We start from the raw sequence: 19,970 nt of genomic DNA, 5'->3' as shown, positions 1-19,970 counted from the left end.
AAATAGACAGGCAACGAATTTAAGAATTTTTCGCCCTTATTTACTGCTAGTGAAAAAGAAATAATAGAATAGGTCAAAAAAATCGATTAATTATTTTTTCTTTTGCTGGCAACCCTCCAAATTAGTATTCGTTTATCTAATGTAAAAACCAGTGGAAACTAAAAATGAACTTCGAGAAATAGTTGATGGTTGCATCAAAGGGAAACGCAAGTACCAGCAGAAGTTATTTGAGTTGTATTATGGTAAAATGATGGCGGTTTGTATGCGCTACGCCAAAGATCAGGATGAAGCGCAGGACATGGTCCAAAATGGTTTTATCAAAATATTTAAGAAACTGGATGTTTACAATTTTGAAGGTTCTTTGGAAGGATGGATTAGGAGAATCATGGTCAACACTGCAATCGACCAAATAAGGAAAAACAAACGTGATCCTTTTTCGATTGAAGATGACCATAAGGTTCAAAACATTGAAGAGGACGTACCATTTTCAGAAGAAGATGATTACGAAATCAGACTCAAAGCAGAAGTAGCAATACAAGCTATTAGCAATTTGTCTCCGGCCTATCGTACAGTATTTAATATGTATGTGATGGAAGGATTTACACACAAAGAAATTGCGGAGTATTTGGGTATCAGTGAAGGAACTTCCAAATCAAACCTTGCAAAAGCCAAACAAAAATTAAAAGCTGAACTTCTTTTGAAGTTTGAGAAGAACGATAGATAAATGGACAAATTTGAAAAATTAATCAAGGAAACGGTTGAAGGGTACGAAGCACCTTTTAATCCTCAGGCTTGGGATCAAATTAGTGGAGAGCTGGGAGATTCTTTTGAACACATGGTTAAAGAATCCGCTGAGTCTTATCAAGCCCCTTATAATCCTGCTGCATGGGATGCAGTTAACAGCCAATTAGGTCCTGCCAACAATGTTTGGAAATGGATCGGTGGTTCTGCTGCTGTTATTACTATCGTTGCCGGAGTTAGCTATTTAAATAGTGATTCTTCAATTGACAATGAAATTTCAAATTACACTTCTCAGGAAGTAATTATAGATCAACCTAATCATCAAAATAACAACACTATTGTTATGAATGATGATAATACAGTTAATAATGAGATTGTTGCTGACAATAACATAGTTGACAATAGCAATAATACTGATCATCAATACAATCAGATCAATACTGAAAATAATAACAACACTTATCAGGTAAATCCTGTTGATGTTGACGATAATGAAACATCATTAAACACACAAGAAACATCAGAAGACGGTTCTACTCAAACTAATACTGTAAAACCAGATGATATCAATGTAGGAAATGATAATTCAGGTCTTGATCAAAATCAATTGGTAATTAAAGCATCTGCTAAGTTTAACATGAGTCAAAGTGAGATTTGCCAAAACGGTAAATGTGAATTCACTCCTAAAAGAACAAATGAGAATTTGATTTACATCTGGAATTTTGGAGATGGAGAAGTTGCTCAGCAAATCAATGCAACTCATAAGTACAAAAAAGCAGGAGAATATACGGTAACGCTTCAAGTGAAAGATCCGAAAACTAACAAATTGTTGGATACTCAATCTGATATGATCACTGTACACAAATTACCAGAAGTTGAATTTAGCTGGTCACAATCTACAGAAGCTATCCCTACATATAAGTTTGAAAACACAACTTATAATGGAGATGTAGTAATGTGGAACATCAAAGGATTGAAACAATCTAATAATGCTGACTTTGAGTACACATTTAGAAAAGCAGGTACTTATGCTATTGAACTTTCTGCTAAAAACGAATACGGATGTATCAATAAAGGAAATAGAAAAATTGAAGTAAAAGAAGACTACAATTTGTTAGCTCCAACAGCATTCTCTCCAAACGGAGACGGTAACTATGATAACTTTATTCCATTGGCTTTAACAGTTCTTGATGCCGACTTTACAATGACAATTTTTGACAAATCAGGTAAACAAGTGTACTGGACAAGAAATGCATTTGAGCCTTGGGACGGAAAATATACAGAAGACAATACATTGGCTCCAAATCAATCATCATTTATCTGGAGAGTTGAGTTAATCAACAACAATGGTGAAAAAGAGTTTTATGAAGGACAAGTATTTGTCATCTACTAAGATCTTGATAGATCAATAGGTTTGATTATTGATTTATTTTCTTTGCAAAAATAAAAAAACCACCCTCCAAAAGCGGGTGGTTTTTTTTATTTCAATTACACAAAAAACCCGTATTAATACGGTTTTTTTTGCGTAATTGTCGCGGCGAAATTATGTGTAGTTTCAAACAAAATTTTAACTAAAAAATATGAAAAAAATAATTTTCGCTTTAAGTACTTTTCTTGTTGCAACCATAAACTTTGCACAGTTAAAAGTAGAATCTAATGGAAATGTCGCCGTTAAAACCACTTCGGCCAATTCTTATTATTCACTAACTGTTGATCAGCCAACGGGTTATAATGGTGCAATTCTAGTTAACTACCCTCAATACAATCCAGCTCATTCTTTTAGACTATCGGTTAACCCAACTAATACCATACTCGGGTCATCAAATGGAAAATTAGCTTTTTACTATACTAGTTATAATACAGTTTACGCCTCTTCATATCAACCTTCCGATAGAAACATCAAGACAGATATAAATAAACTAGAAAATGGGCTTGAAATATTGATGGAACTCGAAACATTTACTTATCATTTGAAAAGTGATTTAGAAAATGGTGAAAAGAAATTAAAATACGGTTTCATTTCTCAACAAGCAAAAAGTGTTTTACCGGATATTACAGATGAAATGATGGGTGTTCTTTGTATGGAATACGATCAAATCATTCCAATTTTAGTAAAAGGAATTCAAGAACAACAGAATATTATTAACTCTCAAAATGAGAAAATTTTGACCCTTGAAAATAAATTAATTGAGATTGAAAATCTACTATTTAAATTGGCTAATCATACTGATTTTGAAATCAATGATCAAAATCAAATCTCTAATGGTGCTGTTTTATTTCAAAATAAGCCAAATCCATTTAGAGAAAGTACTTTAATTAAATATGAACTTCCTGAATCCTTTAATTCAGCTTCTATTATGATATTTAATATGACAGGAGAGTTACTGCAAGAATTTCCATTAGACTCAAGACAACAAGGTGAATTGAAAATTGAAGGCAGACAATTTAAACCCGGAATGTATCTGTATTCTCTAATAGTAGATGATATTGAAGTAGATACTAAGAAGATGATTCTTAACAAATAATTCAATAAATGAAATTTATATTTTTAACAATTATATCATTGATATTTACTAGAAATATCATTTATTCACAAATCCCAGGTTATAGTGGAGACCCAATGTGGACAACAACTACACTTATGACTGATGAATTTAATAGTGTTTATTCAGGAACTGAGGTATGTAACCCCAACAAATGGCACGTTTCACTTCCTCCATATTCTCAAAGTACAAATGCAAATATTCCAGGTACTTCCTACTGCACTAGCAATTCATCTACAAATATTTCAATTCAATCAGATTTAAGCGCAACATTTCTAAGACTTGCCCTTACATATACCCCAAATACAACCTGTGCATACTACGACTCAGATAATGATATTTATACTACGTCGCAATTTGATTATACAGCTGGAAATATTTGGAGTGCAGAAAATGTTTTGCAACAATATGGATACTATGAAATAAAGTTTCGAATACCAGATTCACCAAATACTAATGATGATTTTTACGGTATCGCTTCAAATGCCTGGTTATGGAACTCTTGGCCTGACACAGATCCGAATGTCGGTATTTACTCAGAAATAGATCTTGCAGAAATTTTTTGTAATTATGATGATCCTAATGATTATAATCAATCACAATGTAATATTCATTTTGATGATATTAACGATTCGAATCCATACTACACTTTAAATAATACAAGTGGACAATTCAGCATATATGGTATTGACAATGGTAATACAACATTATCCGCAGGTTGGCACATTATTTCTTGTCTCTGGTTATCAAATAAGATTTACTTTTATATTGATGGCACTTTAGTGAATGGTACAGAATCCCTAGGAACACCTGGCTTACTTGATCTCGGGTGGGTAGTTGGACCTAGTATGGGCAATCAGTTTAATGAACAAAACCACACTTTGTTTTCTAACTCGTTACCATATTATATGGATATCGATTACATTAGAACATACCACATTGATACAACATACTATGATTGTAACTCCGTAATTAATTCATGTGTTTATGATGTAAACACCTATGACGGTAAGATTAAAAAAAGTATCAGTTTTGGTGGAAGTAGTGGATCTTGCGCTTCAAGTGTAAATACAACTAATCCTGTTAGGATGAAAGCCACTGATTTTATTCAGATAAATGGCAATTTTACTGTTCCAGCTGGTGCAGAGTTTTCAGCCGAAATTTATGCATGTCCTGCCAATTAACAATTTTATTAAAAGAAGTGAATTTAGGCTCCAATTTTTTTGGAGCCTTTTTTATTAAAGCTCAGTCAGCTTAGCCTCCAAGTTATTGATATAATCTTCGTGCTTTCTAACTTCCTCTATTGAAGCATTGATAAAGTGGTGATCTTTAGCCTTCTTTAACTTCTCGTGCAAACTAAATTTGGCCATTGTTTCATCATCAAATTGTGATTGCTTAAAGTGATCGAATACATAATTTACAGCCTGATTGTTAGGATGTATCAGGTCTTCTTTATAAAATCTGTAATCTCTTAAATCATCTACTAACATTTCAAAGGCAGGAAAGTAGGTTACCTGTTTAAAATGATTTACCAAATGCGCGCAAAGCAGATGTAAAAGTCCCTTTGATATATTGTTTTCATGCAAACCATCCTTGACATGACGAACCGGACTTACCGTAATCATTACTTTTAGCTTAGGGTTCTCTTCAAAAATCCTTTCAAATAAAAGCACCGACCTCTCTTTCAACTTATCCAGATCAATAAGTTCTTTATTAAACAAATTAGCCGGCATTTTATGACAATTGGCGACAATGGTATTTTGTTCAATCAATCTATATACCCAAGCCGTTCCAAATGTCAAAAACAACCTATCTCCCTCTAAAAGTCTTCGTTGAATGTTGTATTGGATACTCTCAATGTTTTTAGTGAGATCATTTTTATCTGTACCGTATACTTTAGAATGAAACCCGTAATGAAAAAACTTCATATCCCTTTCTAAAATCAAGGAATCCAGCAAATTTCCGTCTAAGGTGTTTTGAATAAGCTGCATGATTGAAACAGGATTAAAAATCACTCCAAAAGGATTGACAGAAATATCCATTCCACCATCTTTTAGCTTCCCCCCTATCTCGTCAGCAAAACATGAACCTATAGCAACCATACTGTGGTTATAACGAATGTATCCATTGTTATTTTCAACTTGTACTTCGGTTCTCCATTTCATAGTTTCAATTTAATTCAAATGCCTGATTTATAGTATCTACAAACTTACTTTTATCCTTCAATAGAGATAACTTTTTATTGTGAATTAACATCACGCCATCACAGTAATTTGGTAATACCTCAATGTGATGAGTAGCAAAAATGATTAGCTTGTTTTCTTGTGCAGCCAATCTTTTCAAATGATCCAATAATTCCTTTCTATTCACCAAATCCAGAAATGCTGCGGGCTCGTCCAACAAAATCACGGGAGTATCCTGTACAAATGCTCTAGCCACCATCACCATTTGTTTTTCCCCGTCACTTAAAAGGTTATAGTTCTTTTCTAAAAGATCAACAAGACCTAAATCATTAGCTACTTTATCCACCTTTTGATTATCCTCTTTTGAAGGAATGGCCAACATTTTTTGATAAGGTAATCGGCCTAACATGAGAATATTTCGAACATTAAAATCTCCAAACAATTGTGCACGAGATTTTACAATACTTATTTGAAATGCCATTTGCTTCAACCCTATCTCCTCTATATTGTTTCCATTCAATAAAATTGTCCCATCCGTGCTAAGCTCTCCTGCAATAGTCCTTAAAAAGGTAGATTTTCCTGTTCCATTTCGCCCAACAAGTGCGTACAATCCGGCATTAAGCAATAATTCGGATGCTGTAAAGAGAGCTTTATCTCCTGCTTTTAACGATATGTTTTTACATTCCAGCAAGTCGCTTATTCATTTTAATTATTGTCCAAATAATAATTGGTGCCCCTATAAGTGCAGTTACAGTATTTAGTGGTAATGCGTTTCCTACACTTCTAACAATAATATCAGCTGTTAATCCCAAAAGTGCTCCACCTAAAAATGCAGCAGGTAACATAAATGCGTGGTTGTTATTTTTAACACCTATTCTGATTAGCTGAGGAACAGCAATCCCTATAAAACTAATGGGACCGCAATAAGTTGTAACTACAGCAGCTAATACACTTGTCACCACAATCATTAAAGTCTTTTGTAATTTAAGATCAATTCCCAATGATCTTGCATAATCTTCTCCTAAGACCAAAGCATTGAGGCCTTTTATCATCAAAATTGATAAGGCTAAAAAGACAACAATTGTTGAAGTAAAGGCTAACACTTGATTAGAACTTAGTCCTTCAAAACTTCCTAGTCCCCAAATCACAAATTCTCTTGTTTGTTCTTGGTTAGACCATAAATACAACATATTGACAAATGCTGAAGTAAAGTAAGATATCATCAAACCAATGACGAGTAGCGTTACCTGGTTTTTTATGTACTTGGATAAAAACAACAATAGAAATAAAACGCCTATTGCTCCTAAAGCGCCAAACAATAAAACAGCTGTTCCGCCCAAAGCATTAACAAAAGCTCCTCCTCCAAGAATTACCAAGGCAACACCAAGTGAGGCTCCTGATGTAATTCCTAAAACTCCAGGTCCGGCTAATGGATTTCTAAAGAAAACTTGCAAAATCAATCCTGAAATGGCTAAAGCACCACCTCCAAAAACTGCAATAATTGATCTGTTTAATCTATACTCAACAATGTATGACCAAGCTTCATTCTCTGCATTTCCTCCACTTAATATTGAAAAGACATCTCCTAAGGGAATATCAGCATCACCCAAATATAAATTGGACACAAATAAAAGTACAATAAGCACAATTACAGTTACAATTATGATGATGTCTCTTTTAAAATTCAAGTTGAAACTTTTGCCCAAAGTTAATTATTTGAGCAAGGTAAAATACTGATAGTTCTCTGCAAATTGAACATCTCCATTCACTGCAGCTTTGATTTCTTGCAGCATTATGTGAGGTTCTAACACACCTTTTGTAAAATACTCTGAATTACTGGTGTTGCAAAAAATAACTTTCCCTTCTTGGACAGATTTGAAAGTACCATAAACTTCTTCTTCAGCTACTAAATCTGCTAAAGAATAATCCAAAGGACGACTGGCTATTATTATCCAATATGGCATTTTTGCACCGGTTTGCCACATTTCTTCTTTAGACTTGACAATGTTCTCTGTTCCTACTTCATCTTTAAAACAATAATCTAAACCGGCATCATTTATTAACTTCACAATCAATGAATTTACAGATGGAGCGTCCCAATTTTCACCGTAAGGTAAATTCATGAAGAACTGTTTTTCGGGATCAATTTTATCCATCTTTAACTTATTGTATGCATCCTCAGTAGTTTTAAAATAAGCTTCTGCATCATCTAGTTTATTAAAAATTAATCCAAAAAATTTAATCCACTCTAATCTGGCCAATGGATCATTTTCTAGGTACTCGCCAATCATAAAAGTATTGACATTTTTAGCTTCCAAATCCTCAACTTCTGTCGCGTTGAAAGGGTAAACGAAATAAATATCAGGATCAATCGAGAGTACAGTTTCCAGTTGTGTACTTTCTCCTAAACACAGTTCTTTAATTTCATTATCTTCTAATTTTGACCTGATTTCTTGATTAATGATGTATTGAAATCCACATACCCCCTTTACTTTGTCTAATTCATTTAACTGATTGATAAATGAAAGGTGAGTACTGGATTGACAACAAACCTTTTCAAAATCTGCATAAACCACTTTTGCTAGTTTAGGATACTCTAGCTCATGATGGAAGGGTAAAAACAAGTGATCTTTATAGTAGGTATTATCAGAATGACTTTTTGAAATTATATCAAAACCATTTGAACGAGTAGTAATTGTAATTCCCTGTGCGTATTTAAAATGAATAGAATCAGTAGTAGATGTCCAAAATTCATTTTCTTTTTCATTTGCTGATTGATGGTTAACGCATGAAAAAAACAAGAAGCCAAGAAGTACTAAAACTATTTTTTGCTCCATTTTACAGTTTCATCTAACAGTTGATACCAACCAGCCCATTCTCCTTTATTGTTTATTGAATGATTATGCCAAATGCACATGAATACTCCACCTACATTTTTAACTTCATCCATCAATGATTTCATTTCTTCGATTGCCTCTTCGGGACTAGCTTTTAGGTAATCTTTAAAGGTATTATCCATGTAGGCAAAAGGAAAGATCAGGTAGTTTGTTTGTTGATTATTTTTTAAATCAAAAAAGTAAAAAGGAAAAGATGTTCCGGCTCTGAATCCAACCTCTTCTGCATATCCCATTGAATAGTCTTTAGTAAAACCTAATGAATACATCATTAAATAATTATCAGGAATTTGAAATCTTAAAAAATGAAATCTGGATTTGACCATTTCATGTCCTACAATTTCCTCTAATCTTTCTTTTTCATTTAGTAATTTATCTTCATTAAGATGTGAAGCATAACCGGGGTGTAAGCCTACTCCTCCTGAAGCATTTAAACCTCTAATTAAAGAGCGATACGCTTCATTTTTCCATGAAATATTTTTGTCATTGGGACCATAATCACTTAAAGGAACAAAACAGATAATTCTGTTCAATTCAGAAGCAATTTTCATTATGGTAGAGTAAGTATCATATGGATCCTTTTTTAAATGAAGTAAAACGCTTAAACGCTCTGCGATCTTACCCTTTGAAAAGGCCCCTAATTTTCTCCAGAAGGGTCTATTCTTGTATGCCCAGGCTACATCAATATCAAATGAAGGAACTAATTCAAATTTAGATTGAACATGTTCATAGCTCAGGTTTAATTTGATCCAAAGTTTCTTTGTTAATTTATCAGCTACCGGTTGTTTTAGTAAATCAAGTTTGTAAAGTTGACTATTGGAGGCTAAATACCTTCCATGCTGGTCTTTTTCGTGAGGTAGATACTCTTCATACCTGGAAATAATGAAAAATATAACAGACAATGGATCTACAGATTCTCTTATTGTCAATTCACCTTCATCTTCAATAAGTTCCAGATCTTCATCTATATCATTTTCAAAAAGTAAGCCTGATGGGTCTATTGCAAAATCAGTATCTAAAGGCAATGAAGAGTAATTAAGTCTGGCGCCATCATAATCTTCAAATTGTTTTTGATCATCAAACAACTGCACTTCAATACCCTTATCTGTGAAGCAGAAATTTAAAACATACTTAAGTCGTTCAGTTATTGATTTAGAGAATACTGCTAGCATTTGATTTTAGATAGAATTTCATTACAAATAAATTTGGCAGCATCACCATCTCCAAATAATGAAGGAAAAGTAAAATCTATTTTGTTCTTTAAAACATCATAAGATCTAATGATCTTATCTTCGTCTGCATCACACAAAACCGCATTACCATTTTCAACTATTTCTTTCCATTCAGTTACCGGACGAAGAATTAGACATGGATTTTTAAAGAAATAAGCTTCTTTTTGCACACCTCCGCTATCTGTGATTACCAAACTGGCACGTTTTTGCAATTGGATCATTTCTAAGTATCCTAAAGGCTCTACCAATTTGAACTCTTCATGAGCTCTAATTTTCTCAAGTAATTGTTTATCCAAACTCTCTTCTAATGCTGAAGAAGTTCTTGGATGTAGCGGCAACACTAATTGCATATCTCTATCCGACACCAATCTGTATAATGCTCTAAAAATATGGTTTAATCTATTGGGATCATCAGTATTCTGAGGTCTATGAACAGTGGCCAAGATAAAGTCATTATGTAATCCAAATTGGCTTATTACGTCTCTTTCAGATGCCTTATCACCATAATAAATGGCGTTATCATACATTATATCACCGCAATGGTACACATTTGGATAATTTACATCCGGATCTTCATTTATCTCTATAGAAAAGCCTTCATTTTTAAGATTTAAAATTCCGGCGTGAGTTGGCGAAAACAGAAGGGTAGACATTTGGTCACTTATTATCCGATTCACCTCTTCAGGCATATCCTTATCAAAAGATCTTAAACCTGCTTCAATATGAACCAATGGAATTTTAGCATAATTAGCTGCTAGGCTTCCGGCTAAAGTAGAATTGGTATCACCATAAACCAAGACAGCATTAGGTTTTTCTTTTTCTAAAATATTTGAAATGCCGTTCATCATTTCAGCAACTTGATCGGCGTTAGACATCCCTCCTATATGGAGGTTATGTACAGGCTGTGGTAAATTTAATTCTTTAAAAAACTGACCAGACATGTTTTCGTCATAGTGTTGTCCTGTATGCAATACTACCTCTTCAATTTCATCAGACAGGTTTTCATTAATATACCTGGTGATAGCAGCAGATTTTATAATTTGCGGACGAGCTCCAATGATAGAAACAATTTTCATAATCGTGATAAAAGGCCAATTACTCTCTAAAGATAATCAATGAAAAGTAGTTTGATATTGATTTTACATTAATCCTTCGTCAGCAAAACTATAATAACCTGCATCAGTGACAATAAGATGGTCTAAAACCATAATATCAATGAACTTTCCAAACTCAATCAACTTTTTTGTCAAAGTAATATCTGATTGGCTTGGATTTAGGTTTCCTGATGGATGATTGTGACAAAGAATAATTCCTGAAGCTGTATTTTCTAAGGCTTTTTTATAGATAATTTTTCCGTCTGCGACTGTTCCACTTACCCCACCCATTGATATCATTTCAATAGACTTTATTTTGTTTGCCCTACTCAACAAAACAGCATAAAACTCTTCATGTTCTTTATCTTGAAAAAGGTGTTTAACGGTTTCATAAACATCCTTTGCTCCTTTGATTGATTTTTCAGCATCAAACTGCTCTGGTTTTCTTCTCCTGCCCATTTCTAAAGCTGCAGCAATTGTAATGGCCTTTGCCTCTCCAATTCCTTTATACTTCATTAAGTCTTTAACAGATAATCGTGCCAGCTTATTCAAATCATTTCCAACATCACTTAATAAGCGTTGACTTAATTGAACAGCAGATTCATCTGCATTACCTGAACCAATTAAAATGGCGATTATTTCAGCATTAGATAAACTGGTAGCACCTTTATCCCTTAGTTTCTCTCTTGGCCTATCATCAGCAGCCAGTTTCTTTATAGACAGATAATTAGACATCTTATAAAGATATAAAAGCAAAAAAAATCCTCGACTAATTAGCCGAGGATTTTCAATATTTTATTGTTTCGGATTAGATCTTCACAGAGATACCTCCTGAAAGTACAGGACCACCTAAACCAATCTCAGCATTTAAACCAAGATTTGGAATGAAATAATATCTAGCTCCTAAAGCTAATCTCAAAGAAACAGGCAACAATTGACCTGGTGCTGAAGTATTAGTGAAATTAGGATCTGTAGAAGTTGCCTTCCACAATCTAGTATTTGATCCAGCTCCTACTCCAGCATAAGCATCAAAGTGCTCAGTTTGTACAAAGTGATAGTTAAATCTCAATTGTACTCTGAATCTTTGCATGTTAGCAGAAGCTTCATAAGTTGTTTGATTTCCTAAAGAATCTGTCACTGTATAATTCCCCTTAACTCCAACTGAGTTATAGATAAAATCAACTCCTAAACCGAATTGATCAGCCAACATATATTCTAAACGAATACCACAAGGCCCTAAACCGGTTAATTTTGCGTTAGTAACATCTGAATCAACAGTAGACTCTAAATCTGACTCTACTCCAGCTTGTCCTAAAAATCCTTTTGAGAAGTTTGGATAACCATAGTAAGGGTCAATAATAAAATTTCCTTGCTCAACTTGTGCACTTGCTGTATTCATTGTGAAAGCAGCCATAAGTGCCAATATACCAGTGAATAACTTTCTTTTCATAATTTGTCTTTAGTTATGAATCAAATATACTACTTTATTTGACTCGTGATTTTTTCGGCAACAGGAACAAATCTTGTGCCAACTTATATAACTGATACTATAATTAACTAAATTTGTTACATGCGAAACCTGCTAATCATTTTCACCCTGTTTATAAGCTTACACACCCAAGCTCAATCAACTTATAACAGATTGATTCAGTTTAATGCAGGATTTAGTAAAGTGCATTTAGATAACATTAGAATTCAGAATGCAATCAATGATACCAGTGCTCAAAAATTTGAAATTTTATCCTGGACACCTACTATTTCTTATACACATGAATTTGCACTCGGTCAGATCATTTCTGTTTCAGGAAGTGTTGGTTTTCAGTATTTGAATATTTATTACGGACCGGATTATTACGGCGCGCCCTACTTTTACATTTCTGCGAATCCAAAAGTATCGTTGTTTTACAGAAAAGGATTTGAATACTACATCAAACTACGTGTAGGAGGATCTTTCTTTATACATCATCCGGATGTGATTCCAGAACCTACTAGAAACCTTTTACCAGAAAGAGCAAACTTCTTTACAGGAGTTACTTTAGGAGGATTTAATTACTTCATCAATGACAAAATCGGACTCAATTTAGAACTTTCAATTTGGTCGCCTGAAATGGCTACTTTTGGATTAACGTATCGCTTTTTAAAGGGCGAACAACCAACTTTACAAAATGATAAACAAGACAATGAATTGCCTTATGAACAAAAAACAGATTAAAATTACCGCTTTAGCTCTTTTAGGAACATTTTTTATGGCTTGTGGTGGAGAAGAAGCAACTGAAGAAAACAACGAGCAAACAACAACTGAAGAGGTTGAAGTTACTGAAGAAGTAGAAGTGACAGAAGATGCAGGAATTGCAGAAGACTTAGACAATGCAACTTTCAATTCATACTTAATTGATAAACCTGGTTTGTTGATTGATGTAAGAACAGCAGGAGAATATGAAGGTGGACATATTGAAGGAGCTATCAACCTTGATTATACGAGCGGTGATTTTGAGGCTGCTTTAGATACTTTAAGCAAAGATCAACCAATTTTTGTTTATTGCCAGGCTGGAGGAAGAAGCGGTATGGCCAAAGAATTGTTGATTGGAAATCACTTCCCTGAAGTTTACAACCTTCAAAACGGTTACGGAAACTGGGAAAAATAATCCCTTTAACTAACTATAAAATTAATAACGGATGTCCGAACGGATAACCTATTTTGTTGATGTAATTTTACCGTTAAGCATACCGAATACCTATACTTACAGGGTTCCTTTTGAGCTTAACGAAGAGATAGATATTGGCAAAAGAGTTATCGTTCCTTTCGGGCGTGCAAAGTATTATACCGCTATAGTAAAGGATGTTCATGAAGAAGTTCCAAAAAATTATACGGTAAAGTACGTTGAAGCAATTCTAGATGATTATCCCATTGTAACAGACAAGCAGTTTCAGCTATGGGATTGGATTGCTGAGTACTATTTGGCAGATTTAGGAGATGTAATGAACGCAGCATTGCCTTCTAATTTTAAACTTGCCAGTGAAACAAAACTTTCATTACACCCTGAATTTGACAGAGCTGAAGGAGGCTTAAGTGATAAAGAATTTTTGATACTTGAAGCATTACAAGTTCAAGATGAATTGACATTAAAAGAAGTTGCTGAAATTGTTCAGATAAAGACAATTCAACCATTAATCAAGTCATTAATTGATAAAAAATGTGCGATAGTTTCTGAAGAGCTCAATGCAAAATACGCTCCCAAATATTCCACATTTGTTGAAATTGATGAAAGGATTCAATCCAGTGAAGAACTTTCAATTGTATTGAATGAACTTGAGCAAAGCAGCAGAAATGAGAAACAAGTTGCCGCTTTACTTAAACTTGTTGAATTATCCAGATGGCAAAAATCTGATCAAAGAGCCGTACTAAGAAGAGAATTAGTCAAGGAAGGAATCAGTGAATCTTCATTGAATTCATTGGCAAAAAAAGAGATTGTTGATATATATGCGGCAGAGGTGTCAAGATTAGAAGCGCATGATCAAGATATACAAGAGCAAAAGGCATTTTCAGATGCACAGCAAATAGCTTATGAAGAAATCAATGCATCATTTACAGAAAAAGATGTAGTGCTTTTGCATGGTGTAACTTCTTCGGGGAAAACTGAAATTTATGTTCAGAAAATACAAGAAGCGATTGACAAAGGACAACAGGTATTGTTTTTGCTACCCGAAATTGCCTTGACAACTCAACTAATCAACAGATTAAGAAAATATTTTGGAGATTTAGTAGGAGTATATCATTCTAAATTCAATCAAAATGAGCGTATTGAAATTTGGAACAAGGTATTGCAAAATGACCCAAATCAATTTAGAATAATACTGGGTGCACGTTCAAGTGTATTTCTACCGTTTAGGGATTTAGGTTTAATCATAGTGGATGAAGAACATGAAAATTCTTTTAAACAATATGATCCATCCCCAAGATATAATGCACGAGATATTGCCATCATTCTAGGAAGGCTCCATAGATCAAAAGTATTACTTGGTAGCGCAACTCCTTCAATTGAATCATATTTCAACGCAAAAGAAAACAGATATGGTTTGGTTACCTTAACAGAGAGATTTGGTGGAGTTAAAATGCCTGAAATACAGTGCGCAGATCTTGAAAAGGAGACCAAGCAAAAAACAATGAAATCGCATTTTTCATCTTTTCTACTTGAAAATATGGAAACTGCACTTGAGGCAAAAGAACAGATTATTCTTTTTCAAAACAGAAGAGGTTATACTCCGCTTTGGACATGTGAAATGTGTGGATGGACTCCACATTGCAAAAACTGTGATGTTTCACTCACCTATCACAAGTCTACCAGTGTATTAAAATGCCATTATTGTGGGTATTACATCTCCCCTCCTTCTTCTTGTGGAGCTTGTGGCAGCAGAAAATTGAAAATGATAGGTTTTGGAACTGAAAAGATTGAAGATGAGTTGGCCATTTATTTCCCTGAAGCAAAACTTCAAAGAATGGATCTGGATACAACCAGAGCAAAGCATGCATATTCCCAAATAATATCTGATTTTGAGAACAAGGAAGTTGATATCCTAATCGGTACTCAAATGGTGACAAAAGGGCTAGATTTTGACAATGTTGGTTTGGTAGGAATATTAAGTGCGGATCAATTGTTGAATTTTCCGGATTTTAGAGCTTTTGAGAGAGCTTACCATTTGATGTCACAAGTTGCAGGAAGAGCAGGAAGAAAGCAAAAAAGAGGTAAGGTTGTAGTTCAAACTTACGAGCCTAATCATTGGATAATTCAAAAGGTAATGCAGCATGACTATGAAGGCTTTTACACCCAGGAAATCTTGGAGAGAAGAAACTTTCATTATCCTCCATTTTTTAGGATTGTTGTTTTAAAACTGAGGCATAAGAAAATTGAGACCCTGGAGGTAGGAGCTGCATCTTTGGCTAAATCTCTACAAGCCGTTTTTAAAGATAGAGTTTTAGGACCTGAAGTTCCTTTAGTAAGCAGGGTTAGAAACTATTATTTAAAAAACATAACTCTGAAATTTGAACGAGACGCTTCAGCAAAAAAAGTAAAAGACATTGTGAAAGAAAAAATTGATCTATTTTTGGCGGATCATGATTATAGATCGATTCGCATTGACATAGATGTAGATCCACAATGATGCTAGCCATACTCACCATATTCAAGTTGATTTTGATCCTTTTGTGGTCAATATTTTGTATCACTTTTGCTACAATTGTTTACTTGTTTTCATGGAGCCCATCAGCAATTGTTTTTTTAGCTAAATATCTGTGGTCAAGACCCATGATGATGCTAATTGGAACAAGCGTTAAAGTTCACGGCTTAGAGAATGTAAATCCTAAAGAACACTATATAGTTGCCGCCAACCATTCTTCATATGCAGATATTCCGGCACTTTTTAGAGCATTGCCATTGTATTTGAGATTTATCGCCAAAGTAGAATTAAAAAAAGTGCCTTTTTTAGGATTCTACATGCGCATGTCAGGAATGGTATTCATTGACCGATCAAACTCTCAAAAATCTCAAAAAAGCATTGAAGAAGCAGGAGAGATTTTACATGCTGGAAACAGTGTAGTAATTTTCCCTGAAGGAACAACAATTCCTGGTGAAGACATTTCTCGTTTTAAAAAGGGAGTTGTTATTTTAGGAAAAGAAACCAAGACTACAATTTTGCCTGTAAAAATTGATGGAACTTACCGTGCATGGCCGGGTGATTCTCATTTAAAAATGAGAGGCGGAAAAGTTGTTGTTTCTATAGGTAAACCAATTCCTTATGAAGAATATAAGGACATGGATGATTTGGAATTTCAAAATAAACTAAGGGAAATTGTAGTTGGATTAAGTTAGTACTTATCAACCAACATTGTTACGCTTCCTCTGTAGACATACTCTTGCGCATCTCTATCTTCAAAAGTTAATTGATAAACGTAGACTCCTTCTTGAACCAAGCCATTTCCAGGACCATATCCGGCCCAGCCTTCATTGCTATCTGTAGTTGTAAATACTTCTCTCCCCCATCTATCATAGATAGTTAATTGATAAGAATCAAACTCATATAGAGCTATAACCGGCAAAAACACAGGATTTTCTCCATTTACAATAAACGCATTTGGAATATATACTACAGGGTCAAATGTTGCGCAGGCGGTATTTGAAAAAGCTGTTTCAGCAAATCCATAACTGTTTGTATCCTCTACCGCTTCTACTCGGTAACAAAACTGTCCTTCAGACTCAAACATAGCGCTTACATCATCTGTGAATGATCTTAAAGCAGGATTAGTTGTTCCGATTGGAGTACTTGGGAAAATTCCGTCCTCTCCCCTATATATTCTGTATTCTAAAATATTCCCATCAAAACCAACATAAGATGACCAGCTAAGAGTATTAATCATTTCAACATCATCTACATCAATTTGCAAGAAAACTGTTCTGGCAATATTTGTCTCATCTCCAATATTTCCACAAGAATCAACAATGCCTACTTTATATTGGTAAGCACCCCTATCTGGAAAAACATCTGTATCTGTATAATACAACCAATCTGTTGCAATTGGCCCCATAGTATTTACCACACTAAACTGATTATCATCCGGACCTTTTACTTCAATCTCATACTCTTCTACTGCTGCCGTTCCATCTGTATAAGTCCTTACTTCAATATCTCCTCCTAATGTATGAGATGCGGCTGCTAAATAATGAAAAGAAGCCTGTGAAGGTTTAGAGATAAATCTGCAATTTAAATTAGAATAACTTATTGTATCGTCATTTGAAACTGCCCGCACATAATAGCAATAGTTCAAATCATAACCAAGGTTCTCATGCGTCCATGAAGTTACATTACCATCCACTGTTGCTACTATATCAAATGTTGAATTTCCTGCTTTTACAATAATGTCATATCTATTTACTCCTACATCCCATCCTTCATAAGGAGTCCAATTTAAGGTCACAGACTTTTCACATACATCATAAACATCCTCCAAATAGATTGTAGTATGAGGATTACTCAATGCTGATGTTTGATAGGTTGGAGGAAATGCATTTGTAAAACACGAATCAAAAGCAGTAACTCTAAATGACTCTGGCTCATTCATAGAGTTTGTTGCTGTATATGTGTAACAGGTTGTTCCAATTCCCCAAGTGGTATCTAACTCTGTCCAAAATCCGCTTACCAAGCCATAAATTACATAACCGTAAGTATCTGGTGCATCATTTTGATCCCAGCAAATCTGAACAAAATCATTGGTTGTATCTATTGAAACCCAATAAATTTCTGGTATTATGGGATTTATTATATCCTGAAACATTCCTGAAGGATTATTAGATGTTGAACTACAACCTGCACTATTGGCAACCACAATTTCATAAGTTAATTGGTCATTGCATACATCTATCGTATCCACCAATTGATTTGTACCATAAGGCACTGTTCCTCTCAAGGTCCATGTTCCTACTGGATACTCTCTCCAAATCTCTTCCATTGCATTGTCTCCAGCATTCATTGGATCATGTGTACTGTTCCATGTCAGGTGAATTCTTCCATCTCCCAAGTCATTTAGGTTTAAAAAGATAGAAGAAAGTGTATCTGAAGAAGACAAATTATTACCTGCACAACCCCATTTAGTTTGGATGAAATAGTCTTTTGATCCCAAATCTGCATTGGCACCTAGCACCGTATAATTCTCTGTTGTAATTGTTGGAATAGCTGCAATAAACCCATCTTGAACAGACCAAACTTCATATTGAATAAATGAAGATCCCGGATCTGTAGTTTGAGTCCAGGTAAGTTCTACATCTCCATTTGGTAAAACATCTACACAGTGCAAGTCAACCGGCTCAACTTCTGCTTGATTTAACAAAGTGATTCTAATTGTTTCATAGGTTCTGCCCGGAACTTGACAATAATCATCCTGGGCGTTTAAAACAAAATCATAAGTTTGAGATTGCTGTTGATTTCCATCCGAATCAAGCAAATGATCACATGAAGTTTGCCAATTAAATGTTGTGGTTAAACCTTGTACCCCAGTAATTATTGGAGGTTGATCTAAAGTGGCACATGGCGTATAATCACATCCACTGTTAGGATTTGTTAGGTTGGTTCCAAAATAATTTCCTGAAGGATCTAATATGACAGTTTGTGGAGTTCCGTCCTGCAGAAATTCCAAATCATTAATGATGATGTCAAAATTGATTAAATCTCCAGCATAAAAAGTTGCTTCAAAAGAAGTGTTTCCTGCAAAAGGTGGCGTAATGTCAGGGGCTGTGTTATTGTATCCCGGACATGGAATGATGATCATTTGAATTTCTCTGTGAATTGTGGAGATTAGTTCACCATTTCTGTATGAATCAATTTTTTGAACAATTCCGAAATTTCCGATTGTATTGGACAAAAAGTTGATATCTCCTGAAACCGGATCCATAGTAGCCGGAATATTTCCCGGATCAAATGAAGCATCTGGTGTTGGATTGTTATAGGCAAAACCTAATTCAAATGGAACAGGTGCGGGATTTGTAGGTGGATCAAACGTTCCTGAATTAAAATCATTCAATGGAATTCCCCAGCTAAAAACTAATGAATCGTTATCTGGATCATATGCATTTGAGTTGAATTGAACATCTGTCCCCTGACAAATAACAATGTAAGGTTCTTGAGCAAACTGCGGAGAAGAATCAGTACAAGGATTGGCATTTCCACTTCCTGTATCGTACATGTATGCCGATAAAGTGATTCCGTAATTGAATGGATCCTGGATATTTGTTAGATCCCAGTTTCTTGAAAAGGAATCATAAGTGAACTTCCATCCTGTAGAAGGTGGAGTTCCTGATAAAGTTACCGCATTTGATTGGTATATAAATTTTTGAACTGCTCCAGGTCCGTTTCCTCCTTGAGAACCGATACCGCAATCTAATTCAGCTGGCCCACCAGTTACTTCTGTACAATTTGGAGATAGATCAATGGTTGTTACCAAATCACATTGAATTGTAGAAACTGTGGGATGTCCCCAAACTTCAATATCCAAAGTAGGATCAACAATGTCCAATCCATTGCAATCTCTGTAAAGAATTAAATCAAACTGATATTGTCCTGAACCTAAACACACCCAGGTTATCTCACCACCCATAATGTGAGTAGCCTTCCCAACATTAGCAAATGACAGGACGAACAGGAGTATGAACAGTAGTTTTGTGCGCACTTAAGACTGTTAACGCAATAAAAGCGTTTTTATTTAATACGTTAATACTACGTATTAAGTTGCCAAATA

Annotated in this window: 17 protein-coding genes; 8 read left to right on the top strand and 9 right to left on the bottom strand. The window is 34.6% G+C overall.

Going from position 1 to position 19,970, the window contains the following annotated elements; translation table 11 throughout:
- Window positions 1-151 precede the first annotated feature (151 nt).
- The 4 genes from K6119_RS19050 to K6119_RS19035 all read left to right on the top strand — a co-directional run bounded on the left by K6119_RS19050 (window position 152) and on the right by K6119_RS19035 (window position 4,468).
- The gene (locus tag K6119_RS19050; RefSeq protein ID WP_221834687.1) at window positions 152-724 is read left to right on the top strand and encodes an RNA polymerase sigma factor; all 573 of its coding nucleotides are present in this window, start codon (window positions 152-154) and stop codon (window positions 722-724) included.
- Window positions 725-2,134, top strand: a complete 1,410-nt coding sequence (locus tag K6119_RS19045; protein ID WP_221834688.1) for a PKD domain-containing protein — start codon at window positions 725-727, stop codon at window positions 2,132-2,134.
- 187 nt (window positions 2,135-2,321) lie between these two features.
- The gene (locus tag K6119_RS19040) at window positions 2,322-3,266 is read left to right on the top strand and encodes a tail fiber domain-containing protein (RefSeq protein WP_221834689.1); all 945 of its coding nucleotides are present in this window, start codon (window positions 2,322-2,324) and stop codon (window positions 3,264-3,266) included.
- Between the two features lie 8 nt (window positions 3,267-3,274).
- Window positions 3,275-4,468, top strand: a complete 1,194-nt coding sequence (locus K6119_RS19035) for a glycoside hydrolase family 16 protein (RefSeq protein ID WP_221834690.1) — start codon at window positions 3,275-3,277, stop codon at window positions 4,466-4,468.
- Between the two features lie 54 nt (window positions 4,469-4,522).
- Here K6119_RS19035 and K6119_RS19030 read toward each other — a convergent pair whose 3' ends face one another.
- The 8 genes from K6119_RS19030 to K6119_RS18995 form a co-directional block, all read right to left on the bottom strand.
- Window positions 4,523-5,449, bottom strand: a complete 927-nt coding sequence (locus K6119_RS19030) for a GSCFA domain-containing protein (protein WP_221834691.1) — start codon at window positions 5,447-5,449, stop codon at window positions 4,523-4,525.
- Window positions 5,450-5,453: 4 nt separating this feature from the next.
- Window positions 5,454-6,158: an ABC transporter ATP-binding protein gene (locus K6119_RS19025; RefSeq protein WP_221834692.1), complete on the bottom strand. Its 705-nt coding sequence runs from the start codon at window positions 6,156-6,158 to the stop codon at window positions 5,454-5,456.
- Window positions 6,145-7,155 carry a FecCD family ABC transporter permease gene (locus K6119_RS19020; RefSeq protein WP_221834693.1) on the bottom strand — a complete coding sequence of 337 codons (1,011 nt, stop codon included), beginning with the start codon at window positions 7,153-7,155 and terminating at the stop codon, window positions 6,145-6,147. The genes K6119_RS19025 and K6119_RS19020 overlap by 14 nt, the downstream gene beginning before the upstream one ends.
- 24 nt (window positions 7,156-7,179) lie before the next feature.
- Entirely contained in the window at window positions 7,180-8,304 is a 1,125-nt protein-coding gene (locus K6119_RS19015; RefSeq protein ID WP_221834694.1) for an ABC transporter substrate-binding protein, read from the bottom strand.
- Entirely contained in the window at window positions 8,289-9,533 is a 1,245-nt protein-coding gene (locus tag K6119_RS19010) for a polysaccharide deacetylase family protein (protein ID WP_221834695.1), read from the bottom strand. Before K6119_RS19010 ends, K6119_RS19015 begins: the two co-directional genes overlap by 16 nt.
- Window positions 9,527-10,669, bottom strand: a complete 1,143-nt coding sequence (wecB, locus tag K6119_RS19005) for a non-hydrolyzing UDP-N-acetylglucosamine 2-epimerase (RefSeq protein ID WP_221834696.1) — start codon at window positions 10,667-10,669, stop codon at window positions 9,527-9,529. The genes K6119_RS19010 and wecB overlap by 7 nt, the downstream gene beginning before the upstream one ends.
- Window positions 10,670-10,732: 63 nt before the next feature.
- The gene (radC, locus tag K6119_RS19000) at window positions 10,733-11,422 is read right to left on the bottom strand and encodes a RadC family protein (protein WP_221834697.1); all 690 of its coding nucleotides are present in this window, start codon (window positions 11,420-11,422) and stop codon (window positions 10,733-10,735) included.
- A 73-nt stretch (window positions 11,423-11,495) separates the two neighbouring features.
- On the bottom strand, window positions 11,496-12,137 hold the full coding sequence (locus K6119_RS18995; protein WP_221834698.1) for an outer membrane beta-barrel protein: 642 nt from the start codon (window positions 12,135-12,137) through the stop codon (window positions 11,496-11,498).
- A gap of 120 nt (window positions 12,138-12,257) precedes the next feature.
- Here K6119_RS18995 and K6119_RS18990 point away from each other — a divergent pair, with 120 nt between their 5' ends.
- From K6119_RS18990 to K6119_RS18975, 4 genes are all read left to right on the top strand, one after another.
- A complete protein-coding gene (locus K6119_RS18990) occupies window positions 12,258-12,899 on the top strand; it encodes a hypothetical protein (RefSeq protein ID WP_221834699.1) in 642 nt (213 codons plus the stop codon).
- Window positions 12,880-13,332, top strand: coding sequence for a rhodanese-like domain-containing protein (locus K6119_RS18985; RefSeq protein WP_221834700.1), 453 nt, complete (start codon window positions 12,880-12,882; stop codon window positions 13,330-13,332). Before K6119_RS18990 ends, K6119_RS18985 begins: the two co-directional genes overlap by 20 nt.
- Window positions 13,333-13,363: 31 nt before the next feature.
- Window positions 13,364-15,847 carry a replication restart helicase PriA gene (gene priA / locus K6119_RS18980; RefSeq protein ID WP_221834701.1) on the top strand — a complete coding sequence of 828 codons (2,484 nt, stop codon included), beginning with the start codon at window positions 13,364-13,366 and terminating at the stop codon, window positions 15,845-15,847.
- 143 nt (window positions 15,848-15,990) lie between these two features.
- On the top strand, window positions 15,991-16,554 hold the full coding sequence (locus K6119_RS18975) for a lysophospholipid acyltransferase family protein (RefSeq protein WP_237828059.1): 564 nt from the start codon (window positions 15,991-15,993) through the stop codon (window positions 16,552-16,554).
- Here the strand turns inward: K6119_RS18975 and K6119_RS18970 are convergent.
- On the bottom strand, window positions 16,551-19,901 hold the full coding sequence (locus K6119_RS18970; protein WP_221834703.1) for a T9SS type B sorting domain-containing protein: 3,351 nt from the start codon (window positions 19,899-19,901) through the stop codon (window positions 16,551-16,553). The two genes, K6119_RS18975 and K6119_RS18970, sit on opposite strands and share 4 nt — an antisense overlap.
- Window positions 19,902-19,970 lie beyond the last annotated feature (69 nt).

The sequence above is a fragment of the Paracrocinitomix mangrovi genome, from assembly GCF_019740355.2.
Lineage (GTDB): Bacteria > Bacteroidota > Bacteroidia > Flavobacteriales_D > Crocinitomicaceae > Paracrocinitomix > Paracrocinitomix mangrovi.
Note: the sequence above shows the minus strand (reverse complement) of the source record. Positions and strands in the feature narration are given on the sequence as shown.